The sequence below is a fragment of the Nocardia sp. PLKS1-43 genome, from assembly GCF_059510335.1.
On the sequence record NZ_JCAJZQ010000004.1, the window covers coordinates 295,392 to 320,376 of the forward strand.

Here is a 24,985-nt window from a genome sequence, read left to right on the forward strand (position 1 = left end):
TGACCGGCGGTGGGGTGGCCGCGGGTGCGGGCCGAATTCAGGCTGTCCGGGCGTCGGCGATCGCGAGCGCCTCGTCGAGAATCGCCAGGCCCTCCTCGGCCTCGGCTCGGGTGATCGTGCACGGCGGGACGACATGCAGGCGGTTGGCGTTCACGGCCAGAAGCAGCCCGGCCGCACGACAGGCCGCGTCCACCTCGCGCACGGCCGTCCCGGTGCCGCCGCGAAGCGTCAGCGGTTCGCGAGATTCCTTGTCGCGCACCAGTTCCAGGGCCCAGAACACACCGAGTCCGCGCACCTCGCCGATGCAGCGATGCCGCTCGGCCAGCTCGTCCAGGCCGGGACCGAGCACGCGCTCGCCGATCTCGGCGGCGTTCTCCACGATGCGTTCCTCGGTCATCGCGGTGATCGTCGCCACGGCCGCCGCGGTGGCCAGCGGATGCCCGGAGTAGGTCAGCCCGCCCGGGTACACCCGGTCATCGAAGGTCGCCGCGATATGCGGTGCGATCGCGACGCCGCCCAGCGGCACGTAGCCGGAGTTGACGCCCTTGGCGAAGGTGAGCAGATCGGGCACGACAGTGCGGAATTCCGCTGCGGTGGAAGGGGATTGGGTGGCTCCGGCCGGGGCGGCATGTTCGATGGCGAACCATCGCCCGGTGCGTCCGAAACCGGACATCACCTCGTCGGCGATGAGCACGATTCCGTGGCGATCACACAGTTCACGGACTCCGGCCAGATATCCGGGCGGCGGCACCATGATCCCCGCGGTGCCCGGGACCGATTCCAGGATGATCGCCGCGATCGTCTCGGACCCTTCCAGCAGGATCGTCTGCTCGAGGTGTCCGAGGGCGCGCTCGCACTCCTGCGCATCGGATTCCGCGTGGAACTGCGAGCGGTACCGGAACGGCCCGTGGAAGTGCACCACCGCGGCGGCGCCGCGATCATTCGGCCAGCGGCGCGGATCCCCGGTCAGATTCACCGCCAGATCCGTTCCGCCGTGGTACGAGCGGTAGCGGGCCAGCACCTTCGTGCGGCCGGTATGCAGTCGCGCCATTCGCACCGCGTGCTCGACCGCGTCCGCGCCGCCGTTGGTGAAGAAGATGCGGTTCAGCTCGCCGGGGGTCCGCTCGGCGATGAGCCGGGCGGCCTCCGATCGCGCCGCGTTGACGTGCTGCGGCGCGACCGTGCACAGCCTGGCGGCCTGTTCCTGCACGGCCGCAACCACTTTCGGATGTTGATGGCCGATATTGGTGTTCACCAGTTGCGAGGAGAAGTCCAGCAGGCGGTGGCCCGCACCGTCCCACACGTAGCAACCCTGCGCGGCGCTGATCGTCATCGGGTCGAGTTGTCGCTGCGCGGACCAGGAGTGGAAGACGTGCCTGCGGTCCAGTTCGCAGGCGCGTTCGGCCTCGGCGCGGGCGGCGGTGATGCTCAGGCTGTTGGGCAGCGGTGCGTCCGGGATCGGTACGGTGCTGTGCGCCATCGTCCGGAAATCTCCTCTCGGTGGTCAGCTGTTCTGCGGGAAGCCGAGATTCAGGCCGCCGTGACTGGGGTCGAGCCAGCGGGAGGTGATGGCCTTCGTGCGGGTGTAGAAGTGCACTCCGTCCGTTCCGTGCGCGTGGGAGTCGCCGAACAGCGACGCTTTCCAACCGCCGAAACTGTAGTAGGCCATGGGCACCGGGATCGGCACGTTGATGCCGACCATGCCGACCTCGACCTCGTTGTGGAAACGCCGCGCCGCGCCGCCGTCGTTGGTGAAGATCGCGGTGCCGTTGCCGTACGGGTTCGCGTTGATCAACGCCAGCGCCTCCTCGTAGGTCGCGACGCGAACCACCGACAGGACGGGCCCGAAGATCTCGTCGGTGTAGACGCTCATTCCCGGGGTGACGTTGTCGAGCAGGGTCGGTCCCAGCCAGAATCCGTCCGCACCGCCGTCCGGCCGCACATGCCTTCCGTCGAGCGCCACCGTGGCGCCCTCCGATTCTCCGGCGGTGATGTAGGCGGCGACCTTGTCCCGGTGTGCCCGGGTCACCAGTGGGCCCATATCGCTGTCCCGGGTGCCGTCACCGGTCTTGATCGTCTTGGCGCGCTGGGTGATTCGCGCGACCAGATCGTCGGCGATCTCGCCGACCGCGACCAGGACGCTGATCGCCATACAACGTTCACCGGCAGAGCCGAAGCCGGCGTTGACCGCGGCGTCGGCGGCCGAATCCAGATCGGCATCGGGCAGCACCACCATGTGGTTCTTGGCCCCGCCCAGGGCCTGCACCCGTTTCCCGGCGGCAGTGCCGCGCTCGTAGACATAGCGGGCGATCGGCGTGGAGCCCACGAAGGAGACCGCCTTGATCGCCGGATTGTCCAGCAGTTCGTCGACGGCGGTCTTATCGCCCTGGACCACGTTGAACACCCCGTCGGGCAGGCCGGCCTCGGCCCACAGCCGCGCCAGCCACAGCGCCGCCGACGGGTCCTTCTCGCTCGGCTTGAGCACCACGGTATTGCCCGCGGCGATGGCGACGGGGAAGAACCACATCGGCACCATGGCCGGGAAGTTGAACGGCGAGATGATCGCCACCGGCCCCAGCGGCTGCTGGATCGAGAAGATGTCGACCTTGGTGGAGGCGTTCTCGGTGAAACCGCCCTTGAGCAGATGCGGTATGCCGCAGGCGAATTCGACGACCTCGAGACCGCGGGTCACCTCGCCGAGTGCATCGGAGAGGACCTTGCCGTGTTCGGCGGTGATGATGGCGGCCAGATCCTGCTTGCGCTCGTTGAGCAGTTCACGGAAGCGGAACAGCACCTGCACCCGCCGGGTGAGCGAGGTGTCGCGCCACGCCGGGAACGTCGCGGCGGCGGCCTCGATCGCCACCCGGACATCGGCGGTATCCGCCAGCGCGACCTGTCCGCTGACCTCGCCGGTGGCGGGATTGGTCACCGGCGCGGTCGCCTCGCTGGTTCCGGCGAACGGTTTGCCGTCGACCCAATGCGCGATGGTCTGCATATCTCTCCTCGAATCCGGACCGGACTGATGGTTCCACTGTGTCCCGCCGCGGCCGCAGTTGCGCCCGACGAAATGTCGGCCTCGGGCGCGGATGTATTACGATTCGTCGGTGCTGCCCACTGTCGCCGAAATTCTCGACATGCCCGTGGTCCGGGCCGGAGAACCTCGGGTGATCGGCGGTGCGCAGGGGCTGGACCGGCCGGTGCGCTGGGTGCATGTCAGCGAGACCGCGGATCTGGCCACCCTCGTCTCGGGCGGGGAACTCATCCTGACCACCGGTCAGCCGCTGGCATACGGAGCCCCGGCGACGGGGGCCTACTTGGAATCACTGTCCGCTGCCGGGGTGGCGGGGCTGGTCGTGGAACTGGGCCGGTACGTCGCCGAACTGCCCGCCTTCGTCGCGACCGTCGCCGACCGGCTCGGGCTGCCGGTGATCGCGCTGCGCCGGATCACCCGGTTCGTGGAGGTAACCGAGGCGGTGCATCGGATGATCGTGGCCGACCAGTATGCCGAACTCGAATTCGCCCACTCGGTGCACGAGACCTTCACCACCCTCAGCGTGCGCCGCGCCTCCCTCGAGGAGATCGTGAAAACCGCTGCGACCCTGCTGAATTCGTCAGTGGTACTGGAGGATCTGGCGCATCGGGTGCTGGCGGTGTCGGCGCGGGGCACCTCGGCCGCGGCGCTGCTGGAGAACTGGGAGAGTACCTCCCGCATGCTGCCCGACGACGCGGACAGCGCCGTCCCGGTCGGCCCGCACACCCAGCGTTGGGGACGCCTGCTGCTGCGTTCGGAGAGTATCCCCTCGGCCCGGGCGCGGATGGTCCTCGAGCGCGCCGCGCAGACGCTCACGCTGCACCGGATGATCGAGAAGGATCGGTTCGGGCTGCATCGGCAGGCACAGACCGGCCTCATCGACGATATGGTCGCCGGGCGCGTGATCGACGAGCAGGAGGCGGTGGCCCGCGCCGCGACACTGGGCCTGGCCCGTCGCGCCCGCTACGTTCCGGTCGCGGTCCGGGTGGCCGCGGTGAGTGAGCCGGATCCGGTGGCCCGGCAGCGGCGCGCGGCCACGCTGCTGGACGCGGCCGGTCATGGCGTGGCACTGAGCCGGGCGACCGCCCTGAGCGCTGCCGACGAGCTGCGGCTGACTCTCATTCTGGGCCTCGGCCGGGACGGCGAGCTGGACCTTCAGCTGGAACAGGTCTGTGCCGCGCTGGCCGCGGAGCTGCGCCGCACCGACGGCGTGCAGCGGATCGCGGTGGGTGTGGGCGCGGATTCGGAATCGCTGCTGGACGCCGCGCGCGAACTCGCCCATGCCGCGCACGTCGCCGAGATCGCGTTATCGCTGGAATCGGCAGTGCCGCGCTCGTTCTACCGCAGCGGCGACGTGCGGCTGCGTGGGCTGCTGTCGCTGATCCGCAACGAACCCGGCGTCCAGCGTTTCGCCGAGACCGAGCTGAGCGCCCTGCTGCGCCACGACATCCGCCACCGCGGCGACCTCACCCCGACGTTGCGGCGCTTTCTGGATCTGGCGGGCAACAAGACCGAACTCGCCCGGCGGCTGAACATCTCGCGCCCGGCGCTCTACGACCGCCTGGCCCGCATCGAGCGCATCCTCGGTGTGGATCTGGATGACGGCGAGATCCGCACGTCCCTGCATACCGCCCTGCTGATCCGCGATCTCACCGCGGAGCCCGCAGCGGTATGACACGCGCCTGAACACGAACTGCCGAGTTGCCGCCGCGAGGCGGTAGGGCAGCATGAGTCGCATGATCATCGCCGAACGCATGCTGGACGTCGCCATCGATCAAGCCCGGGTGGGGCTGTCGCAGGGCGGCATTCCGATCGGCGCCGCACTGTTCGACGCGGAGGGAAACGTCCTGGGCCGCGGGCACAATCGGCGGGTGCAGGACGATGATCCGAGCCTGCACGCGGAGACCGCCGCATTCCGTGATGCCGGGCGGCGGCGGGACTATCGCGACACCGTCATGGTGACCACACTCTCGCCGTGCTGGTACTGCAGCGGCTTGGTGCGGCAGTTCGGCATCGGCGCGGTGATCGTCGGGGAGTCGCGGACCTTCACCGGCGGACACGAGTGGCTCGCCGAAGCCGGTGTGTCGATCACGGTGCTCGATGATCCGAGGTGTGTGGAGATGATGAGCCGCTTCATCGCCGAGCAGCCGCAGCTGTGGTACGAGGACATCGGCGTGACGGGGTAGCGAACACCGGGAGTTTTCGGAGGCGCCCGGCGGCTTTGCCATCCACCGGGCGCCGTGTTGCCGCCCATTTCGCGCTCGGGCGAGGCGGGAACGGATCAGGTTCTCGGCGACGCGTCCTACCGTTGGACCACCTCCGCATGAGAGCGCGGAGAGCCGGAGATGAGCCGGCACCTCGTCGCGGTCGTCCGTTTCCCGCCTCCTCGAGTTCGGCGGCGAAATACTCAATCTGGAGCGAGAGTCTGAGCTTGCCGCGGCTGCCTCTACCGATTGGGCTACCCGGGCCCGTGCCCGGGGCGGGGTTCGAACCCGCACTGATACCGCGAATCAGATTCATGTTCAGTTTGAGCTTTGCGCTCCTCGCGCTTCCCCCGCCCGTGCGGCGGGGGAATTCCATGGGGATCCGGGCAAACCCGGATCCGGTGCTAACGGAACAGATACCCGAACACGACCTCGCCGACCTTGCGGTCGGTCACCTCCGTCGCATTGGCCTCCTCGCGGGCGAATTGCACTGCCTGACGCAGCTTTTCGATTCGGTCGGCGAGCTCGTTGACGCGCCGGGCGGGCAGGGCGCCGGAGAACTTGGTGGTGGTCCAGTATCCGATCGCGATGTCCTCGTAGTACACATCGACCTGGGCTGGGTGCTTCTCGGTGGCCTCGGCCTTGACGTGGTTGCGCGGAACCTTCTTGGTGCGGATCGTGCGCACCGCGTCGGTCCGCCACGTATCCGCGGAGTCGTCGAACACCCACGCCTCGGCGGCGTCGAGCACCGGCAGCTTCTTGGTGAAGGCCAGCAACTCGCCGAGCTGCTTCTCCAGGAACAGCAGATAGGTGACCGGTACGTCGTGCAGCAGCGTCTCGCCCTCGACGGTCACGTCGGCCGTGGCATGGCAGTTGGTCCAGTCCTTGGTCGCGGTGACGTCGAACAGGCGGGTCAGGGTGTCGGCCGTGCGGCGCAGCACATCCTCCGACTTCAGCTGCACGCGAGTCGCTTCGGGCGGCAGCTGCTCGCCCTCCTCGTCCTTGGGCTGATACGACCGCGAGATGCCGGCCAGCAGGGCGGGCTTGTTCAGGCCGGCCTGGACCTCGGCGAGTTCGCGCAGCGCGCCGCTCTTGACGCCCTTCTCCACCGCGATGATCTGATTGAGCTTGGTCATGGTGATGCCTCCCTCCGCACCGTTCTCGTACCGTGCAGCAGTCGTCGGAAAAGCTTGTGCCACACCTGGAGTCGTAACCGAGTGCGAGCGACGAACAGACGGTACGGGACTCGCCGCGAGGGCGCATCCGAATTATCGGGTGGTGCGCGGACCGATCAGTTGTAGGCCCGCGCCACACCGTCGAGCAGGTGCTCCATGGTGTCGTAGCTGGGCGTATCGACCACATCGACCAGCTGAGGGTTGACCGGCACGTGGTATTCGGTTGTCACCGAGGCGAATTGGGCCGGATCGCCGGTGCGGAAACCGTGTTCGGCGGCCAGCTGCTGTAGCTCGGGATCGGTGGACAGCAGCTTGCCGAGACGGTCGCCGTCGGTGTTCAGCGGTACCAGGGTGTGCCGGGACAGCACCGTCGGCGACGGGTACATCAGCACCATGTCCGGGGTGATCCGGCCGGCCACCGACGCCTCCACGTACTGCGCCTCGTAGATCAGCACCATCGGCGTCGGGCCCATGCCGCCGGAGAGGTACTCGTCGAACGGACCCTTACTGGAGTTGTCCGAATAACCCTGGCCGACAAACAGTTTCGAAACCTTCTGCACCGCATTGTCTTCGGCAGTGGCGCCCCGCACGATCGTGTTGTCGTTGGCCACATAGCTCGCGATCGCCAGATACATCGCGGCGGAGTTGGAGCTGCGCGGGTCGGTGGTGGAGACCAGGATGTTCTTCGGCACCTGATAGGTGGTGTTGCCGGGCAACTGATTCCACTGCGTGCCGGTGCCGACCAGATCCAGATAGCGCTGCATGTCCAGGGTCGGCACCGGGCCCGGCCGCACGACACCGGCCGCGGTGAGCAGATCGACGATCGGCTTGAAGGTCGCGATCGCCATCGGCGAGGAGAACGGTGTGTAGCGCGTGGTGATGTTGCGTTTGCGCAGTATCACTTCCGCCGCGGGAGTGCTCGACGGGAAGGCGAAATCGTACTTGTCCAGATCCACCGACGTGGCGATCTGCCGCGACCCGGCCGGCTCGACCTGCACCCGCAATCCGTGCCGGGCCAGTTCGTCGATCACCTTCGGGTCGTTGAAGTAGGCGAGCTTCTCCGACCCGATCACGCCGTGCAGGGTTGTCACCGAAGACGTTGCGGCCGTGATGGATTGATGTGAGCCGCCGACGCCGAAGGTGAGCGTTACCACGACCACCGCGACGATCGCGGCGGCGACCGGGCCGATCAGGTTCCGGCCACGCCACGGCGGCGGAAGCAGATCCATTGCCGCGGAACGCAATCGGTCCGCGATGTCGGCTCCGGTGGCCCGCGGCGCAGTCGACTCCGGCGCAGTCGACTCCGGCGCTGTCTCCGCGGACTCGGCGGTGTGCTCGGGTTCGCCGTCGAGTGTCCGGCGGGCGACCCGCTCGACCAGGATCGGAATGAAGTCGCGGATGGCGTGTCCGTCGAAGCGGCTGCGCGCGTCGCCGATCGCGGTGTGGACGTCCTGCTCGGCATGGGTGCCCGTGTAGTCCGCGACCAGTCGATCGGTCAATTGCCGCAATGCTTTGTCTTCGCGTTCGCGTGCGGCCTTGTCTTCACGTAGGGAATGGATACCCACGCCGAGCTCCTCGACATCACAGGGAATGAATGCGCGGCATTATCCGGTGCGTCCCGAAGACATTACGGCACGGACGCCGTCGTTCCCAAGCGAGACAATAAGTTACGTGTCAGTTGCTGCGGAAATGCCTGCATGCTTTGCGAATTCGGGAAAATAGTTGCATTTTCCGATGTGCCGCGTTCAATTTTGCGATACCGGAAATTCATCTCAGGTGAGCACGAGAAGTTCGGTGGAGGAGGCGATTTCGATACGCAGTCCGGCTTTTTCGGCGATCAGTGCCAGGCCCGCGATATCGGTGGGCTCGGCGCGGCTGAGCACAAGCGCGCGAGCGAGCAGGCCCTTGTGATGCTTGTTGAAATGACTCACCACGGTGCGGCTGCCGTCCGGACGCTCGGTGAGCACGGTCGCGGTGACCGCGCCGGGGACCCGGCCCAGCTGCTGATAGGTGCCCGAGCGCAGATCCACGACCAGCTGCCCGGCGGTCTCCTCCCGCAGCGCGGGCGTCAGCACCGGCTTCCACAGCGAGGCCAGCGTGGTCAGACCGGGCAGCTTGGATCCGCCCGACAGGCGGTAGGCCGGAATCGGATCGCCCGCGCGCACCACCCCGAACAGGGCCGAGCCGATGGCCAGCCGGGCGCGCGCCTTCGCGCGCTGCGCGGGGGTGAACGCGCGGGCGTCCAGTGCGTCGTAGAGCACTCCGGTGTACCGCTCCAGCGCGGGCCGCGTGGGCGAGGTGCGCAGCGCGGCATTGCGGGCGATCTCCATATCGGCGGCTTTGCCCAGGCCCAGGGCCGCGCGGGCGGCCGCCGGATCGGCGGCCAGCTCGACCAGTTCGGTCACCAGCTTGTCGCGCACGGTGGTGAGCTGCGGCAGGGACAGCTCGTTCAGGTCGAGCGGACCGAGTTTTCCACCGTCGGACTTGGTTTCGGAGGGAGGCAGCAGCACCAGCACGAGCCGATACGGTACCGGCGCGAAGCGCCTGCGTGGGGAGGTGGTGGCTCGCCGGTCCGAGCGCCGAGGCAACGGTCTACTCTGTGCATCCGTGATCACCCGTCTCTCACACCTGTTCCTGCGCACCCTGCGTGACGATCCCGCCGACGCCGAGGTGCCCAGCCACAAGCTTCTGGTCCGCGCCGGATACGTCCGCCGGATCGCGCCGGGCGTCTACTCGTGGCTGCCGCTGGGGTTGCGGGTGCTGCGCAAGGTGGAGCAGGTGGTGCGCGAGGAGATGAACGGCATCGGCGCGCAGGAAATCTCGCTGCCCGCGCTGTTGCCGCGCGAACCCTACGAGGCCACCAACCGCTGGACCGAATACGGTGACGCACTGTTCCGGCTGCAGGATCGCAAGAAGGCCGATTATCTGCTCGGACCCACGCACGAGGAATTGTTCGCCCTCACGGTGAAGGGCGAGTACAACTCCTACAAGGATCTGCCCGTCACCCTGTATCAGATCCAGACCAAGTACCGCGACGAGGAGCGCCCGCGCGCCGGAATTCTGCGCGGCCGCGAATTCGTCATGAAGGACTCGTACTCGTTCGACCTGGACGAGCGGGGTTTGCAGGCCAGCTACGACGCCCACCGCCAGGCATATCAGCGGATCTTCGACCGGCTCGGGGTCAGTTATGTGATCGTCGCGGCGACTTCCGGCGCGATGGGCGGCAGCGCGTCGGAGGAATTCCTGGCCGACAGCCCCGTCGGCGAGGACACCTACGTGATCTGCCGTGAATCGGGATACGCGGCGAACGTCGAGGCCGTCGTCACTCCCGCGCCCGCGGAGATTCCGCTGGACGGCCAGGCGCCGGTACAGGAATACGACACTCCAGGCACGCCGACGATCGCCTCGCTGGTCGATTGGGCCAACGGCGCCGGGATCGCCGAACAGTACGGCCGGCCGGTCACCGCCGCGGACACGTTGAAGAACGTGATGGTCAAGCTGCGGCACCCGGACGGCAAGACCGAGATCCTGGGCATCGGCGTGCCCGGCGACCGCGAGATCGACGACAAGCGTCTGGGCGCGTCGCTCGAACCCGCCGAGGTGGAACTGCTCACCGAGGACGACTTCACGGCGAACCCGTTCCTGGTGAAGGGTTATATCGGCCCGAAGTCGCTGCAGGCCAACGGTGTTCGCTATCTGGTCGACCCGCGGGTGGTGACCGGTACCTCCTGGATCACCGGTGCGGACGCACCCGGGCGCCATGTGGTCGGCCTGGTCGCCGGACGCGATTTCACCCCCGACGGCACCATCGAGGCCGCCGAGGTGCGTGACGGCGACCCCTCGCCCGACGGCCGCGGCACACTGGTGGCCGCGCGCGGTATCGAGATCGGGCACATCTTCCAGCTCGGCTACAAGTACACCGACACCTTCGAGGTCGACGTCCTCGGGGAGAACGGCAAACCGGTCCGGCTGATCATGGGCTCGTACGGCATCGGCGTCTCGCGCATGGTCGCGGTGCTCGCGGAGCAGATGCACGACGACAAGGGGTTGCGCTGGCCGCGCGAGGTCGCCCCGTTCGATGTGCACGTGGTCATCGCCAACAAGGACGAGGGCGCCCGCGCCGGTGCGGAACAGGTTGCCGCCCAGCTGGATTCGGCCGGCCTCGAGGTCCTGCTGGACGACCGCACCGCATCGCCCGGCGTCAAGTTCAAGGACGCCGAACTCCTCGGCATGCCGTTGGTTCTGGTCGTCGGCCGCGGCTGGGCCGACGGCAAGGTCGAACTCCGCGACCGCTTCGCCGGAACCGGCGACGAGATTCCGGCGGAGAGTGCTGTTCAGGCGGTCCTGGACAAGGTGCGCGGCTGATCCGGCCGGACGGTCGGCCGGGGGAATCTCGGGCCGTGATCGCGTCCGGTGATCGCCCGGCCGGATCGTGCCGACCCGGGACACCGCCGCACCGAGGCATTCGCCGGTGACGCTCGGACAGGGCGCAACCGGCAGGCCGAGGTGAGGTGGACCTCGCTGCGGCGCAGAACTTTCGGCGCACGGTATACCGCGCGCCGAATTTCGGTCCGGTGCGCGGGGCGACCTTTGCACGGGCGCTGCCGAGTAGGCTGCGCTCGCCAGGCCGTGTCCGGCTGTGCCCGCACCGTCCGGGTGCAGGTGACCGGTGCGGCTGGTCGCTCAGGCCCTGCCCGGAAACGCGACCGTGGCCGGATTCGTGCCCAGGATCTTCTGCCAGGTGGCCAGGCGGACCGAGCAGTCGGTGAGCGCTTGCGCGCCGGTGCGGCGGACGGCCTCGGACTCGGCGCGTTCGACCGCCGAGCGCCAGGCGATCGCCGTATCGGTCTCCACCGTGACGGCGAATTTGGCGGCGGGGATCGGATCGTTCACCGGGAACGGCGGCGGGTAGGCCGCCGCCGGACCGGGCACGGCCGCACCGGTGGCCTTCAACGCGTCGATGGTGGCGTCGCGGCGGGCGCGGTGGGCGGCGGTGAAGTCGGCGACGATCTGGTTGCGGTCCGCGGCCGCGTAGGCCGAGATGACGCCATAGGCGTAGACCGCGGCGTATTCGGCGTGCAGCGCATCGGTCAGCGCTTGCTGATCGGCGGTGCTCACAGCAGGACCTCCACATGGGCGGCGCAGGACGCGCTGATCGAGGCCAGCAGTCCGGCCCGGTAGGCAGAATTCGCCGGTGCGGCGTCGGCGGCCGACTTCTGCGACGCGGCCAGGCGGCTGCGCAGGGCGTCGAGGGTCGGCGGCGGCGACGGGGCGACCGGAGGCGTGACCGGCGGGCTCGCCGACTTCGGTTTGGTGCCGTCGCCGTACAGTCCGATGGCTCGATCGATCTCGGCGCGCAGGGCGTCGGCGTGGGCGGTGCGCTGGGTCGCGATTACGGTCAGCGCGGCGGCTTTGTCGGGCGCGGTCGCGGCGGCGGCCTTGGCCCACACCGCGTCGGTGCGAGCCGAAACCTCGTGCGGGAGTAGCGCGTCCGGCTCGAGCGGTTTTTCCTTCGCGCAGGCCGCGGCGCTCAGCGACATGATCGCGAACGCACCGCCGCCCGCGACCCGCAGCAACGCCCGGCGGTCGAGCGGGACGGAAATGCCGGCACCGGCGGTGGGCGGCGCGGAACTGCCCGGAGGATGGATGCGTTGACTGGTCGGCACGCGTACATCGTGCCAGTCATGGTCCCGACCGGGGACGGCGGGCGCACCCCGCCCCGCGCTGCCATGCCGTCCGCGATCCGCCCGGCGGATTCTGCTGCGGCCCGGACACGTTCGCTGCCCGGATTCGCGCCGAACCGGTCGATCGCGTCGATCGGAGCCCGCGGCGGCCGCTGTGAGCACGGGAAACCTGAGAACGGAGGCTGGTCCTTTACACTCTTGCAGCGCGTTACGCTAGACCTCCGAGGCGAGTATTCCGCAGCCGCCGCGCGCCGACCATGTTCGACCAGGACCGATACCGACAACTCCACCCCGCCACAACTGAACCAGGAGCCGCCCCACATGCCGATGCCGACCGAGGAAAGGGTGAGCCAGCTCGTTGCTGAGCTCGTCGAGAGTCGAGGGTTCGATCTCGAGGGCGTCGCTGTGTCGGGCGCGGGCAAGGACCAGGCGCGGGTCGTGGTCACCGTCGACAGCGATGCCACCGTCGATCTGGACGCCGTGGCGGATCTGAGCACCGATATCTCCGAGAACCTGGATCGCGCGGGGGATTTCGGTGAGACTCCGTATCTGCTCGAGGTCACCACACCCGGCGTGGAGCGCCCGCTGACCCTGCCGCGGCACTGGCGTCGCGCCCGCGGCCGCAAGGTGCGCATCACGCTGCGGTCCGACGCGCCCACCCCCGAGGGCAGCGGCAAGTTCGACGCCCGGGTCGGCGAGGTCACCGAAACCGAGGTGGCCTTGGTACTGGGCGGACGGCGCAAACCACACCGCGTTCGCATCCCGCTCGCCGATGTCGAGCGCGCGGTGGTCCAGGTGGAATTCTCCGCGCCGGGCGCGGCGGAGATGGAACTGGCCGGGGGAGTCGCCCCCGGACGCCCGGCGCCCGGGGCACAGGACGACCAGGGAGCAATCCAATCAGCGGCAGCTTCGACCGAAGGGACCATGGCATGAACATCGAAATCGAAGCCCTGCGCGCGATCGTCGCGGACAAGGGCATCGCGATGGAGACCGTGATCTCCGCGATCGAGTCCGCGCTGCTCACCGCCTACCGGCACACCGAGGGCCACGAGCCCAACGCGCGCATCGACATCAACCAGAAGTCCGGTGTGGTCCGCGTGATGGCCCGCGAACTCGACGCGGACGGCAACGTCGTCTCCGAATGGGACGACACCCCCGAGGGGTTCGGCCGCATCGCCGCGACGACCGCGCGCCAGGTGGTGCTGCAGCGGTTGCGCGATGCGGAGAACGAGAAGTCCTTCGGCGAGTTCTCCACCCACGAGGGCGATATCGTCGGCGGCGTCGTGCAGCGCGACGCCCGCATGAACGCCCGCGGCACCATCGTGGTGCGCATCGGGAGCGAGGCGCACGGGGCCGAGGGGGTGATCCCGCCCGCCGAGCAGGTGCCGGGAGAGCGGTACGAGCACGGCGACCGGATCAAGTGCTATGTCGTGGGCGTCTCGCGCGGTCCGCGCGGTCCGCAGATCACGCTCTCGCGCACCCACCCGAACCTGGTGCGGCGGCTGTTCGCGCTGGAGGTGCCCGAGATCGCCGACGGCTCGGTGGAGATCGTCGCGGTGGCCCGCGAGGCCGGGCACCGTTCCAAGATCGCCGTGCGGACCACCGTGTCGGGGGTGAACGCCAAGGGCGCGTGCATCGGCCCGATGGGCCAGCGCGTGCGCAACGTGATGAGCGAGCTGGCGGGCGAGAAGATCGACATCATCGACTACGCCGACGATCCGGCCACCTTCGTCGGGAATGCGCTGTCCCCGTCGAAGGTTGTCTCGGTCACGGTCGTCGACGCGGAGGGCCGTGCCGCGCGGGTCGTCGTCCCGGATTTCCAGCTCTCGCTGGCGATCGGCAAGGAGGGCCAGAACGCCCGCCTGGCCGCGCGCCTGACCGGTTGGCGGATCGACATCCGCAGCGATGCGGCGCCCGACGCGGCCGGTCCGGTGCGTTCGGAGGCCCAGCGCGGGTGAGAGATTTCTCGCACGGGATGACAGGTTGGTAACTAACCAGAGGGCTGGATGCGGGGTTCCGGACATGGCAGCGGTACAGTGGACGTTGGCTCAGCGCGAGTCTTCGGCTTCGCCGCGCACCGGACCCGTCCGGACGTGCGTCGGATGCCGGAAACGCGAGCTGGCCGCCGATCTGTTGCGGGTCGTGGCGCAATCGTCCGAATCGGACAGCATTGCGGTCGTTCCCGATCCGCGGCGCAGACTTCCCGGAAGGGGTGCCTGGTTGCACCCCTCTTCAGCTTGTCTGAGCACTGCGGAACGGCGCCGATCGTTCGGCAGAGCACTACGAGTGTCCGGAAAACTGGATATCTCAGCCCTGGAGCACTACGTCGAGAACAGGCACGAGCACTCATGAGCACACCGTGAAGTACCAGCGATGAACGTCCATCGGAGATAACCCGAGGTCGTGCGGGCCACCCGTCCATAGGTGACGGGCCGCCACGCTCGACCTCTCAGTGAGGAGAGCAGTGGCAGGCAAGGCCCGCGTGCACGAGTTGGCCAAGGAACTCGGTGTCACGAGCAAAGAACTACTCGCAACGCTCAAGGAGCAGGGCGAGTTCGTGAAATCGGCGTCGTCGACGGTGGAGGCACCCGTCGCGCGTCGTCTGCGGGAATCGTTCGCGTCCAAGTCCGCGCCCGCGAACGGGAGCGCCAAGTCCGGCGGCCCCCGCCCCGGTCCGGGACAGCAGTCCGCGCGTCCGGGACCCAAACCCTCGTCCGGCGCGACGCCCGGTCCCCGTCCGGGACCGCGTCCGGCGCCGTCCCCGGCCCCGTCGCAGCCCGCGGCTCCGGCCGCCAAGGCGCCGACGCCGAGCCCCCGTCAGGACAACGCGCCGGCCGCCAAGCCCGGTCCCGCGGTCAAGCCGGGTCCGGCCGCGGCCGCCAAGCCCGCACCGCAGGAGCAGGCGCCGCGGCCGAACGCGGACCGGTCCGGCCCGCGTCCGACTCCCGGTGGCCCGCGCCCGGGTCAGCAGCAGCGTCCGGCCCCCGCGCAGGGCGGCGGCCCGCGTCCCGGCGGCCCCAAGCCCGGCCCGAAAACCCCTCGGGTGGGTAACAATCCGTTCTCCTCGGCGCCCGAGCGTCCCGCGCCGCGTCCGGCTCCCGGGCCCAGCGGCCCGCGTCCGGGTCCGTCGCAGGGCGGTGGCCCGCGTCCGACTCCCGGCCAGCGTCCCGGTCCCGGCCAGGGCGGTCAGCGTCCGGCGGCGGCGCAGGGCGGTGGTCCGCGTCCCGGTGGTCCGCGGCCCAGCCCGGGCTCGATGCCGCCGCGGCCGAATCCGGGTGCGATGCCGCAGCGCGCGGCGCGTCCGGGTCCCAGCGGCGCCGGTCGTCCGGGTCGTCCGGGCGGCGCGCCCGGCGGTGGCGGCGGACGTCCCGGTGGCGGCGGTGGCGGCTACCGCGGTGGCGGTGGCGGCGCGGGTGGTCCCGGCGCCGGTGCGGGTGCTCCCGCGGCCGGTGGCTTCCGGGGACGTCCCGGTGGCGGCGGTCGTCCCGGTGGTCCGGGTGGTCGCGGCGGTGCCGCGGGCGCCTTCGGACGTCCCGGTGGCGCGCCGCGTCGCGGCCGCAAGTCCAAGCGGCAGAAGCGCCAGGAATACGACTCGATGCAGGCGCCCGCCGTCGGCGGCGTGCGGCTGCCGCGCGGTAACGGCGAGATCATCCGGCTCGCCCGCGGCGCGTCGCTGTCCGACTTCGCCGAGAAGATCAACGCCAACCCGGCCTCGCTGGTGCAGGCGCTGTTCAACCTCGGTGAGATGGTCACCGCGACCCAGTCGGTGAACGACGAGACGCTCGAGCTGCTCGGCAGCGAGATGAACTACGTCGTGCACGTGGTCTCCCCGGAGGACGAGGACCGCGAGCTGCTGGAGAGCTTCGACCTCACCTACGGCGAGGACGAGGGCGGCGAGGACGAACTGCAGGTCCGTCCGCCGGTGGTCACCGTCATGGGCCACGTCGACCACGGTAAGACCCGACTGCTGGACACCATCCGCAAGACCAACGTCCGCGAGGGCGAGGCCGGCGGTATCACCCAGCACATCGGCGCCTACCAGGTCCTGACGAACGTCAACGACGAGGATCGCCTGATCACCTTCATCGACACCCCGGGTCACGAGGCGTTCACCGCCATGCGTGCCCGCGGTGCGAAGTCCACGGACATCGCGGTGCTGGTGGTGGCCGCCGACGACGGCGTCATGCCGCAGACGGTGGAAGCGATCAACCACGCGCAGGCCGCGGACGTGCCGATCGTGGTGGCGGTCAACAAGATCGACAAGGAGGGTGCGAACCCGCAGAAGATCCGCCAGCAGCTGACCGAGTACAACCTGGTGGCCGAGGAGTTCGGCGGCGACACCATGTTCGTCGACATCTCCGCCCGGCAGAACATCAACATCCAGGGGCTGCTGGAAGCGGTCGTGCTGACCGCCGACGCGGCGCTGGACCTGCGGGCCAACCCGGACATGGACGCGCAGGGCGTCGCCATCGAGGCGCACCTGGACCGCGGTCGCGGTCCGGTGGCCACGGTGCTCATCCAGCGCGGCACCCTGCGGGTCGGCGACTCGATCGTCGCGGGCGACGCCTACGGGCGCGTGCGCCGCATGGTCGACGAGCACGGCGAGGACGTCGACGCGGCCCTGCCGTCGCGGCCGGTCCAGGTCATCGGCTTCACGTCGGTGCCCGGCGCGGGTGACAACCTGCTCGTCGTCGAGGAGGACCGCATCGCGCGGCAGATCGCCGACCGCCGCAACGCGCGCAAGCGCAACGCGCTGGCCGCACGCAGCCGCAAGCGGATCAGCCTGGAAGATCTGGACGCCGCTCTGAAGGAGACCTCGGAGCTGAACCTGATCCTCAAGGGCGACAACTCGGGTACCGTCGAGGCGCTCGAGGAGGCCCTGCTGGGCATCGAGATCAGCGACGAGGTGCGGTTGCGGGTCATCGACCGCGGTGTCGGTGGCGTCACCGAGACCAACGTCAACCTGGCCTCGGCGTCGAACGCGATCATCATCGGATTCAACGTGCGCGCGGAGGGCAAGGCGACCGAGCTGGCCAACCGCGAGGGCGTGGACATCCGGTACTACTCGGTGATCTACCAGGCCATCGACGAGATCGAGAAGGCCCTCAAGGGCATGCTCAAGCCGATCTACGAAGAGGTCGAGCTGGGGCGTGCGGAGATCCGGGCGATCTTCCGCTCCTCGAAGATCGGCAATATCGCCGGTTGTATGGTCACCGCGGGTTCGGTCAAGCGCAACGCCAAGGTGCGCCTGATCCGCGACAGTGTCGTGGTCGCCGAGACCACGCTGCAGTCGTTGCGCCGGGAGAAGGACGATGTCATGGAGGCTCGCGAGGGCTTCGAATGTGGTATCACCCTGGGCTACAACGACATCAAGGAAGGCGACATCATCGAGGCCTTCGAGCTTCGGGAGAAGCCGCGGGACTGAGCGGATTTCCGTACCTGCCACATCGTCGTCGTTCCGCGCTTCCGGCCGGGCCCTCCGGCCGGAAGCGCGGGTGCGGCGGCGGTGCGGCCGGGTCGGTATCGCTGGAGAACAGATGAGGTGAGCCCTTGTTCGTCGGAGCGCTCGAGCTCGACATCCTGCTCGGCGACGTTCACTCGCTGAAGCAGAAGCGTTCCGTGATCCGCCCTATCGTGGCCGAGCTGCAGCGTTTCGGCGTGTGCGCGGCCGAGGGCGGAGAGCACGACAGACATCGCCGCACCCTGCTGGGCGTCGCCCTGGTCAGCTCCGAGATGGGCCATCTCACCCAGGTGCTGGACAAATGCGAACGCCACGTAGCGGCTCGTCCGGAGATAGAGTTGCTGGCAGTACGCCGCAGAATCTTCGGGCCAGAGGACTGAACGGCGGCCTCGCCGCTGGTGGATACTTCAGGAGGACGCCATGGTGGATCAGGCCAGGGCACGCCGACTCGCGAAGCGGATCGTCTCGATCGTGGGTACGGCGATCGAATACGAGATCAAGGATCCGCGACTGAGTTTCGTGACGATCACCGATGCCAAAGTGACCGGTGATCTACGCGAGGCAACGGTCTACTACACCGTGCTCGGCCAGAATCTGCAGTCCGAGCCCGACTACGCGGCCGCGGCCGCGGGGCTGGACAAGGCGAAGGGCGTATTGCGGTCCAAGGTCGGCGCGGCGACCGGGATCAAGTTCACTCCCTCGCTCGCCTTCGTACTGGACACCGTGCCGGATGCGGCGCGGGAGATGGAGGAACTGCTGGCCCGTGCCCGCGCGGTCGACGAGCGGGTGGCCCAGGTCGCGGCGAACGCGACGCATGCCGGTGACGCCGACCCGTACAAGACCGAACCGGACGAGGAAAACTGATCACGGTTTCGTGGTCGCCGCGGTGGGAAAGCCGTTCCAATAGGCGGCGACGCTCGGTGTAATCGCATCGGGGCCGCCCCATCGCCAGAGGAAACGTGGTCGAGACCATGACAGCAGTTACGCCGGCGGCCGATCTCGCTGCGGCCGTGCAGGTTTTGGATACGGCGCGGTCGGTGACCGTGCTGTGTCACGTTCAGCCCGACGCCGACACCATCGGCAGCGGGCTGGCTCTCGCGCAGGTGCTGCACCGGCGCGGAACACCGGTACGGGTCTCGTTCGCCGCACCGGCCGAGTTACCGATCTCGATGCGTTCGCTGCCGGGCACCGAACATCTCGTGCCCCCGGAGCAGGTGCCCGCCGATGTGGACGTGCTGGTCGCCGTGGACTGCGGCAGTGCCGGTCGGCTCGGCGCCCTGGCGGACCGGATCGACGGTGCGACAACGACTCTGGTGCTCGACCATCATCGTTCCAACACCTGTTTCGGCTCGGTGAACGTGGTGGACCCGACCGCGGAATCGACCACCGCGCTGCTGGCCCGCATCCTCGATGCCTGGGGTGAGCCGATCGATCACGACATCGCCTTCTGCCTGTTCGCGGGCCTGGTCACCGACACCGGTTCGTTCAAGTGGGCGGGTCCGGGCACGCATAAGCTGGCCGAAAGGTTGCTGGCGACCGGGATCGACGGTGCGGGCATCACCCGGACGCTGATGGACACCCATCCGTTCGGCTGGCTGGGCATGCTCTCGCGGGTTCTGGGCACCGCACGGATCGAGCCGTCCGCGGCCGGTGGCGCGGGCCTGGTGTATGTCTTCGTGCGCCGAGCCGATATGGACGGGGTGCGCTCGGAGGAGGTGGAGAGCGTCATCGACGTCATCCGCACGACCGCCGAGGCCGCAATCGCGGTGGTGTTCAAGGAATCTCGCACCACAGACGAACTCTGGACGGTCTCGCTGCGCTCGCGCGCCTCGGGAATCGGTGCGGACGACGGCGTCGATGTGGCGCGCGTCGCGGCGCTGCTGGGTGGCGGCGGTCACCGCTATGCGGCGGGCTACACGACCACCGGAACCCCCGAACATCTCGTCGGGGCATTACTCACCGCGCTCGGCACGGTCGGTTAGCTCATCGATTGCTCATGCTGTGCGGACAGATCGCGCTGGGACGGGCGCCAGCCATCCCGCGACGGTTGAGCGGTGCGCACGGCGTGGTCGCCGGTGTTGTTCCGCGCCATGCCGATCGACCGTGGGCCGGTTCGGCGAACCGGTGAATCCGGTGTGGGGGCCCAAGCGTCCGGCGATCGCCGTCCAGGTAACTCCGTGTTGTCCGGACCGTGCCCGATAGGCGGCTTGTCGGTCCCCTGTGCGATCGTGGTGTCGGTTTTGTCGGGCGATCGGGAAGGGCTGTGGTGGACTCGATCGAAGGGGCGCTGTCCGCCGGCGCGGACGGGCGCTCTCGATGTGGGAGGGGTGGCCGCGATGTCCGGTGAGGTGCGCGAGGACGTGGCGCCGCAGGCCGTCGAACCGGCTACGGCCGGTCCCGGGCGGATTCTGCGGATCGCGATTCCGACGCTGGGCGTGCTGGTGGCCGAGCCGATCTATCTGCTGTTCGATATGGCGGTGGTCGGGCGGTTGGGTGCGCTGGCGCTGGCCGGGCTCGCCGTCGGCGGGTTGATTCTCGGGCTGGTCAGCACCCAGCTGACTTTTCTCAGTTACGGCACCACCGCGCGGGCGGCCCGGCGGCACGGCGCGGGAGACACCCGCGGGGCCGTGGGGGAGGGCGTGCAGGCCAGTTGGCTGGCGATCGGGATCGGGGTGGCCATCATCGTGGTGCTGCAGGCGTTCGCGGGGCCGATCACCCATGCGGTCGCGGGCCGGGCCGATATCGCGGACCAGGCCGTGACCTGGGTGCGGATCGCCTGCTGCGGCGTGCCGATGATCCTGCTGGCCAATGCCGGTAACGGATGGATGCGCGGTGTGCAGCGGATACGCCGTCCACTGGTGTACGTGATCGCGGGACTGGTGATTTCGGCCGTTCTGTGCCCGGCGCTGGTGCACGGCCTGCTGGGCGCGCCGCGCATGGGACTGGCCGGATCGGCGACGGCGAATCTGGCCGGGCAGCTGGTATCGGGCGGACTGTTCCTGAATTCACTTGTGCGGCAACAAGTTCCGCTGACTCCGCAGCCGGAGGTGATGCGCGATCAGTTGCGGCTGGGCCGGGATCTGATCATGCGCAGTTTCGCCTTCCAGGCGTGTTTCGTCTCCGCGGGCGCGGTGGCCTCCCGATTCGGCGCGGCCTCGGTGGCAGCCCATCAGCTGGTGTTGCAGCTGTGGAACTTCCTGAGCCTGACGCTCGATTCGCTCGCGATCGCGGCCCAGACGCTGGTGGGCGCGGCGCTGGGTGCGGGGCAGGCGGCCGGTGCGCAGCGCCTGGCCCGCCGGGTCACGGCCTGGTCGACGCTGTTCGCCGTCGTGCTCGCGGTGATCTTCGCGGCGGGTAGCGTGCTGGTGCCGGAGGTGTTCACCCGTGACGCGCAGGTTCTCGATCGCGTCCACGTCATCTGGTGGTTCTTCGTCCCGCTGATCCCGGTGGCCGGAGTGGTCTTCGCGCTGGACGGTGTGCTGCTCGGCGCGGGCGATGCGGCCTACCTGCGCAACACCACCATGCTCGCCGGGCTGCTCGGCTTCCTGCCGATGATCTGGCTGTCGCTGGTATTTCATTGGGGGATAGCCGGAATCTGGGCAGGGCTGAGCGGGTTCATCGTCGCGCGCCTGGTCGCGGTCGGTATCCGGGCGGTTTCGGGACGCTGGGCGCGGGTAGGCGCGGAACTGCCGTCGTAGCGCGGTTGGCCCGCGCGGGCGGGCGCATGGGAATGTGGAGGGGGATGGCCGCGGTTACGCAGGGGACGCGGGCGAGCAGAGAGGTTGTGCCGGGTGGTTCCGAAGTTGATGGCGGTAAGCGATATCCATGTCGGGCATCAGGGCAACAAGCCCGTGGTCGAGGCGATCCGCGCCGACTCGCCCGAGGACTGGCTGATCGTCGCCGGGGACGTCGGAGAGCGCAGCGACGACATCCGCTGGGCGCTGAGCATTCTGCGGGAGCGGTTCGCCAAGGTGATCTGGGTGCCCGGGAACCACGAGCTGTGGACCACGGCCAAGGATCCGGTGCAGATGCGCGGCGCGGCGCGTTACGACTATCTGGTGTCGCTGTGCCGCGACCTGGACGTACTCACTCCGGAGGACCCCTTTCCGGTATGGGAGGGCGAGGGTTCGCAGGAGTTCGGCGGTCCGGTGACGCTCGCGCCGATGTTCCTGCTCTACGACTACTCCTGGATGCCCGAAGGCGCGTACACCGCGACCGATGCACTGCGCATCGCCCGGGACCGCAACGTCGTGGCCACCGACGAGTTCCTGCTCTCCCCGGATCCGTACATCACCCGCGACGCCTGGTGCGAGGCCCGGGTGAAGTACACCCGACGCCGGCTCGACGATCTCGAGCCCGGCACGCCGGTCGTGCTGATCAACCATTTCCCGCTGAATCGCGAGCCCACCCGGATGCTGTTCTACACGGAATTCGCGCTCTGGTGCGGCACCGAACTCACCGCCGACTGGCACAAGCGGTACAACGTGGTCTGTTCGGTCTACGGCCACTTGCACATTCCGCGCACCACGTACTACGACGGAGTTCGCTTCGAGGAGGTCTCGCTCGGTTATCCGCGCGAATGGAAACGTCGCGGGCTGCCCGACAAACTCCTGCGTCAGATCCTGCCAGCGCCGCACTACGGTCCGGGCGATCTGAATCAGTGGGGCGGCCATTTCAAGGTCACCCCGGAAATGGCCGAGGCCGCCGAGAAGATGCGCCAGACGGCCGAACGTCGCCGGGGCCTGGCCTGAGTCATCGCAGCGCGGGGCCCGGTCCGATGCGAGGCGACGGTACGGCGGGCCCGCGGCGCACAGGGCCCTCGCGCCGATTCGGGAGTTGCGTTCGAACGATGCGGCGTCGGTGTGGGTTTCGTCCGCTGCCGATGTAGGCGCGGACAACGCGTCCGAGCCCTCGGCTAGGCTCGTGCGGCAGGTTGAACATCGATTCAGGAGGCGGTCATCGAGGAGTCGGCGAGCGAGATGCGCGCGGCAGGCAGCGCGTCCGACCACGATGGGACCGGTGCGCATACCGAGCGACCCGAGCCCGCACGCATACTCGGCCGAATTCTGCCCAGCGGTGTGGCCACATCGGAACTGGTGCGGTATCCGGAAGATCTGCGGGTGCATCCGGGCGAGGAACACTTGATCGCCAAATCGGTGGAGAAGCGGCGGCGGGATTTCATCGGCGCTCGGTACTGCGCGCGGCAGGCGCTGGCGCAACTGGGGGAGCCGCAGGTGGCGATCGGCAAGGGGGAGCGGGGGATGCCGCTGTTCCCGCGCGGCGTCGTCGGCAGTCTCACCCATTGCGACGGGTACCGGGCCGCGGCACTGGCACATCGATTGCGCTGGCGGTCGATCGGGATCGACGCCGAGCCGCACGGCCCACTGCCCGAGGGGGTGCTGGAATCGGTGAGCCTGCCCGCCGAACGCGCGTGGCTCGCGGGCGCCCTGCCGGCGACGGGGCTGCACATGGACCGGCTGCTGTTCTGTGCGAAGGAGGCCACCTACAAGGCGTGGTTCCCGCTGACGTTGCGCTGGCTGGGGTTCGAGGACGCGCACATCACCTTCACCATCGACGACGACGGCGCATCCGGCGGTTTCCGCAGCGAGCTGCTGGTTCCCGGGCAGACCAACGACGGCGGCGCACCGCTGCTGTCCTTCGACGGGCGGTGGCAGATCGGCGAGGGACTGATCCTGACCGCGATCGCGGTGGGCTGATGGGCCGCGAACCCGCGCTGGTGGATACCCTGGGCGGCCTGCTGATCGTGGATAAAGCGGGCGGTATGACCAGCCACGATGTGGTCTCGCGCTGCCGGAAGATCCTGCGCACCCGCAAGATCGGCCACGCCGGAACACTGGATCCCATGGCGACCGGCGTACTGGTGCTGGGCGTGGAGCGCGCCACCAAGATGCTCGGTCTGCTCAGCCTCACCACCAAGGCGTATGCCGCGACGATCCGGCTGGGACAGTCCACGGTGACCGACGACGCCGAGGGCGAGGTCCTGGCCACCACACCGGCCGCTCATCTCACCGATGCCGATATCGCTTCCGGCACAGCGCGTTTGACCGGCGATATCGAACAGATTCCCGCGACGGTCAGCGCGATCAAGGTGAACGGTGAACGTGCCTACGCGCGCGCCCGCGCGGGCGAAGAGGTCCAGCTCGCCGCGCGCCCGGTCACCGTCTCCCGTTTCGATCTGCTCGCCCGCCGCGATATCGACACCGGCACAGCCACATTCGTGGACCTGGACGTCGAGGTGGAATGTTCCTCGGGCACCTACATCCGCGCCCTGGCCCGCGATCTCGGTGAAAGTCTCGGCGTCGGAGGCCATCTCACCGCCCTGCGCCGCACCCGGGTGGGACCGTTCACCCTGGAGCACGCCCGTACGCTGGAATCCCTGGCCGAGGACCCCGCACTGAACCTCGACATCGATTCCGCCGCGCGCCTTGCCTTCCCGCACCGCACCGTCTCATCCGAGCAGGCCGAATCCCTGCGCGACGGCCGCTGGCTGGACCCGATCGGCCAGCGCGGCGTGCACGCCGCCCTCACCGAGGACGGCCGGGCGATAGCGCTGCTGGAAGAGAAGGGCAAGCGCTCGTCACCGGTCCTGGTGGTCCGCCCCCGCGGCCTGATCGACTGAGCCGCAACGATTTTCGGTCCGGCCTGGCGGCTTGCCGACCGGCCGCGACACAATTCGGTCGCCGAGGTCAGAACTGTGGTCGTGTCACGGGTACAACAGTGAGCAGTTTTTCAAGCCCGAGGTAATCGTCAGGATTCGTCGTGAACAGAGGCAACTCCTCCACGATTGCTGTTGCGGCGATCATCAGGTCCGCCAGTCGCCGTCGCGGTTTTCGTCCGATTGCGATCACGGAGGCCGCGATTCGCCCGTATACGCGAGCGGCATGTGCATCGAACGGGATCGGGTCGAATTCGTTCTCGACTCGCTGCAAGACGTCCAGGCGGCGGGCGCGTTCCTCGTGTTCGATATAGATGTTCTGTTCGGCGTTGGTGCGTACCTCATGGGGGCCCGCTGACAGCTCGGCGAGAGTTATTGCGCTGACAGCCATTCGCTCGGGCAGTTCGAGTGGATTGATGAACTGACGCAGGATGAGAATATTCGTATCCAACAGCCCAGTGTCGATTGGGTCAGTAGTCATAGGGGCTGCTCGCCTCGTGATCGACGGCGGCTTCCTGATCGGCGCGGAAGGCATCGACGTCCAGGGCTGGGGCGGTGCGCGACATAGCAACGAACTCGGCTCTGTCAACGAAGCGGCGTCGGCGACGTAGTGGAATCAATTCCCCGATCTGATGCCCGTCCCGTGTGACTGTGAACGACTGGCCGTGCTGGACGGCATCCATGATCTCTTTGGATCTATTGCGGAGATCTCGTTGAGTGATTTCAGGTTGCGCGCTCATATCCTTCACTCTAG

At 68.6% G+C, this 24,985-nt stretch carries 23 protein-coding genes; 14 read left to right on the forward strand and 9 right to left on the reverse strand.

The genetic code is table 11. The features are described from left to right. Positions 1–37: 37 nt before the first annotated feature. A complete protein-coding gene (locus tag AC5WS7_RS16920; protein WP_495955450.1) occupies positions 38–1,480 on the reverse strand; it encodes an aspartate aminotransferase family protein in 1,443 nt (480 codons plus the stop codon). A gap of 24 nt (positions 1,481–1,504) precedes the next feature. Further along, positions 1,505–2,995, reverse strand: coding sequence for a CoA-acylating methylmalonate-semialdehyde dehydrogenase (locus AC5WS7_RS16925; protein WP_495955451.1), 1,491 nt, complete (start codon positions 2,993–2,995; stop codon positions 1,505–1,507). A 109-nt stretch (positions 2,996–3,104) separates the two neighbouring features. Here AC5WS7_RS16925 and AC5WS7_RS16930 point away from each other — a divergent pair, with 109 nt between their 5' ends. Both AC5WS7_RS16930 and AC5WS7_RS16935 read left to right on the forward strand, forming a co-directional pair. Continuing rightward, positions 3,105–4,706: a PucR family transcriptional regulator gene (locus AC5WS7_RS16930; RefSeq protein WP_495955452.1), complete on the forward strand. Its 1,602-nt coding sequence runs from the start codon at positions 3,105–3,107 to the stop codon at positions 4,704–4,706. A gap of 79 nt (positions 4,707–4,785) precedes the next feature. Then, positions 4,786–5,217: a nucleoside deaminase gene (locus AC5WS7_RS16935; RefSeq protein WP_495955928.1), complete on the forward strand. Its 432-nt coding sequence runs from the start codon at positions 4,786–4,788 to the stop codon at positions 5,215–5,217. Positions 5,218–5,639: 422 nt separating this feature from the next. Here the strand turns inward: AC5WS7_RS16935 and AC5WS7_RS16940 are convergent, their stop codons facing one another. The 3 genes from AC5WS7_RS16940 to yaaA all read right to left on the reverse strand — a co-directional run bounded on the left by AC5WS7_RS16940 (position 5,640) and on the right by yaaA (position 8,926). Further along, entirely contained in the window at positions 5,640–6,371 is a 732-nt protein-coding gene (locus tag AC5WS7_RS16940) for a DUF7873 family protein (protein ID WP_495955453.1), read from the reverse strand. Positions 6,372–6,526: 155 nt separating this feature from the next. Then, the gene (locus AC5WS7_RS16945; RefSeq protein ID WP_495955454.1) at positions 6,527–7,975 is read right to left on the reverse strand and encodes a three-helix bundle dimerization domain-containing protein; all 1,449 of its coding nucleotides are present in this window, start codon (positions 7,973–7,975) and stop codon (positions 6,527–6,529) included. A gap of 207 nt (positions 7,976–8,182) precedes the next feature. Beyond that, on the reverse strand, positions 8,183–8,926 hold the full coding sequence (yaaA, locus tag AC5WS7_RS16950) for a peroxide stress protein YaaA (protein ID WP_495955455.1): 744 nt from the start codon (positions 8,924–8,926) through the stop codon (positions 8,183–8,185). Between the two features lie 91 nt (positions 8,927–9,017). Between yaaA and AC5WS7_RS16955 the strand changes: the two genes are divergently transcribed. Continuing rightward, on the forward strand, positions 9,018–10,775 hold the full coding sequence (locus AC5WS7_RS16955) for a proline--tRNA ligase (protein WP_495955456.1): 1,758 nt from the start codon (positions 9,018–9,020) through the stop codon (positions 10,773–10,775). A 318-nt stretch (positions 10,776–11,093) separates the two neighbouring features. Here AC5WS7_RS16955 and AC5WS7_RS16960 read toward each other — a convergent pair whose 3' ends face one another. Beyond that, complete coding sequence (locus tag AC5WS7_RS16960) at positions 11,094–11,528, reverse strand: ferritin-like domain-containing protein (RefSeq protein ID WP_495955457.1); 435 nt, start codon at positions 11,526–11,528, stop codon at positions 11,094–11,096. Next, on the reverse strand, positions 11,525–12,076 hold the full coding sequence (locus AC5WS7_RS16965) for a hypothetical protein (RefSeq protein ID WP_495955458.1): 552 nt from the start codon (positions 12,074–12,076) through the stop codon (positions 11,525–11,527). Before AC5WS7_RS16965 ends, AC5WS7_RS16960 begins: the two co-directional genes overlap by 4 nt. 339 nt (positions 12,077–12,415) lie before the next feature. On the opposite strand from AC5WS7_RS16965, the gene rimP reads away from it, so the two are divergent. The 11 genes from rimP (at position 12,416) to truB (ending at position 24,195) form a co-directional block, all read left to right on the forward strand. Further along, positions 12,416–13,027, forward strand: a complete 612-nt coding sequence (rimP, locus tag AC5WS7_RS16970) for a ribosome maturation factor RimP (protein WP_495955459.1) — start codon at positions 12,416–12,418, stop codon at positions 13,025–13,027. After that, positions 13,024–14,052 (forward strand): transcription termination factor NusA, encoded by a 1,029-nt coding sequence (gene nusA / locus AC5WS7_RS16975; RefSeq protein WP_495955460.1) that lies wholly within the window; start codon positions 13,024–13,026, stop codon positions 14,050–14,052. Before rimP ends, nusA begins: the two co-directional genes overlap by 4 nt. 85 nt (positions 14,053–14,137) lie before the next feature. Continuing rightward, positions 14,138–14,446: a YlxR family protein gene (locus tag AC5WS7_RS16980; RefSeq protein ID WP_495955929.1), complete on the forward strand. Its 309-nt coding sequence runs from the start codon at positions 14,138–14,140 to the stop codon at positions 14,444–14,446. Positions 14,447–14,558: 112 nt separating this feature from the next. Further along, a complete protein-coding gene (infB, locus tag AC5WS7_RS16985; protein ID WP_495955461.1) occupies positions 14,559–17,519 on the forward strand; it encodes a translation initiation factor IF-2 in 2,961 nt (986 codons plus the stop codon). Between the two features lie 125 nt (positions 17,520–17,644). Beyond that, entirely contained in the window at positions 17,645–17,935 is a 291-nt protein-coding gene (locus AC5WS7_RS16990; protein ID WP_495955462.1) for a DUF503 domain-containing protein, read from the forward strand. Positions 17,936–17,975: 40 nt separating this feature from the next. After that, entirely contained in the window at positions 17,976–18,419 is a 444-nt protein-coding gene (gene rbfA / locus AC5WS7_RS16995; RefSeq protein ID WP_495955463.1) for a 30S ribosome-binding factor RbfA, read from the forward strand. Between the two features lie 107 nt (positions 18,420–18,526). Beyond that, a complete protein-coding gene (locus AC5WS7_RS17000; protein ID WP_495955464.1) occupies positions 18,527–19,537 on the forward strand; it encodes a DHH family phosphoesterase in 1,011 nt (336 codons plus the stop codon). Positions 19,538–19,891: 354 nt separating this feature from the next. Beyond that, positions 19,892–21,253 (forward strand): MATE family efflux transporter, encoded by a 1,362-nt coding sequence (locus AC5WS7_RS17005; protein WP_495955930.1) that lies wholly within the window; start codon positions 19,892–19,894, stop codon positions 21,251–21,253. A gap of 93 nt (positions 21,254–21,346) precedes the next feature. After that, entirely contained in the window at positions 21,347–22,306 is a 960-nt protein-coding gene (locus AC5WS7_RS17010; RefSeq protein WP_495955465.1) for a metallophosphoesterase family protein, read from the forward strand. A gap of 300 nt (positions 22,307–22,606) precedes the next feature. Beyond that, positions 22,607–23,272, forward strand: coding sequence for a 4'-phosphopantetheinyl transferase Npt (gene npt / locus AC5WS7_RS17015; RefSeq protein WP_495955931.1), 666 nt, complete (start codon positions 22,607–22,609; stop codon positions 23,270–23,272). Continuing rightward, a complete protein-coding gene (gene truB / locus AC5WS7_RS17020) occupies positions 23,272–24,195 on the forward strand; it encodes a tRNA pseudouridine(55) synthase TruB (RefSeq protein ID WP_495955466.1) in 924 nt (307 codons plus the stop codon). Before npt ends, truB begins: the two co-directional genes overlap by 1 nt. A 67-nt stretch (positions 24,196–24,262) precedes the next feature. Here the strand turns inward: truB and AC5WS7_RS17025 are convergent, their stop codons facing one another. Both AC5WS7_RS17025 and AC5WS7_RS17030 read right to left on the reverse strand, forming a co-directional pair. Further along, complete coding sequence (locus tag AC5WS7_RS17025) at positions 24,263–24,712, reverse strand: type II toxin-antitoxin system VapC family toxin (RefSeq protein WP_495955467.1); 450 nt, start codon at positions 24,710–24,712, stop codon at positions 24,263–24,265. After that, positions 24,702–24,971, reverse strand: coding sequence for a type II toxin-antitoxin system Phd/YefM family antitoxin (locus AC5WS7_RS17030; protein ID WP_495955468.1), 270 nt, complete (start codon positions 24,969–24,971; stop codon positions 24,702–24,704). The genes AC5WS7_RS17025 and AC5WS7_RS17030 overlap by 11 nt, the downstream gene beginning before the upstream one ends. Positions 24,972–24,985 lie beyond the last annotated feature (14 nt).

Coding starts and splice junctions, on each gene's coding strand:
- AC5WS7_RS16940 (WP_495955453.1), bottom strand. CDS start 6,371: ATGACCAAGCTCAATCAGATCATCGCGGTGGAGAAGGGCGTCAAGAGC.
- AC5WS7_RS17030 (WP_495955468.1), bottom strand. CDS start 24,971: ATGAGCGCGCAACCTGAAATCACTCAACGAGATCTCCGCAATAGATCC.
- AC5WS7_RS16935 (WP_495955928.1), top strand. CDS start 4,786: ATGCTGGACGTCGCCATCGATCAAGCCCGGGTGGGGCTGTCGCAGGGC.
- AC5WS7_RS16920 (WP_495955450.1), bottom strand. CDS start 1,480: ATGGCGCACAGCACCGTACCGATCCCGGACGCACCGCTGCCCAACAGC.
- AC5WS7_RS16925 (WP_495955451.1), bottom strand. CDS start 2,995: ATGCAGACCATCGCGCATTGGGTCGACGGCAAACCGTTCGCCGGAACC.
- AC5WS7_RS17005 (WP_495955930.1), top strand. CDS start 19,892: ATGTCCGGTGAGGTGCGCGAGGACGTGGCGCCGCAGGCCGTCGAACCG.
- AC5WS7_RS17025 (WP_495955467.1), bottom strand. CDS start 24,712: ATGACTACTGACCCAATCGACACTGGGCTGTTGGATACGAATATTCTC.
- rbfA (WP_495955463.1), top strand. CDS start 17,976: ATGGTGGATCAGGCCAGGGCACGCCGACTCGCGAAGCGGATCGTCTCG.
- nusA (WP_495955460.1), top strand. CDS start 13,024: ATGAACATCGAAATCGAAGCCCTGCGCGCGATCGTCGCGGACAAGGGC.
- rimP (WP_495955459.1), top strand. CDS start 12,416: ATGCCGATGCCGACCGAGGAAAGGGTGAGCCAGCTCGTTGCTGAGCTC.
- truB (WP_495955466.1), top strand. CDS start 23,272: ATGGGCCGCGAACCCGCGCTGGTGGATACCCTGGGCGGCCTGCTGATC.
- AC5WS7_RS17000 (WP_495955464.1), top strand. CDS start 18,527: ATGACAGCAGTTACGCCGGCGGCCGATCTCGCTGCGGCCGTGCAGGTT.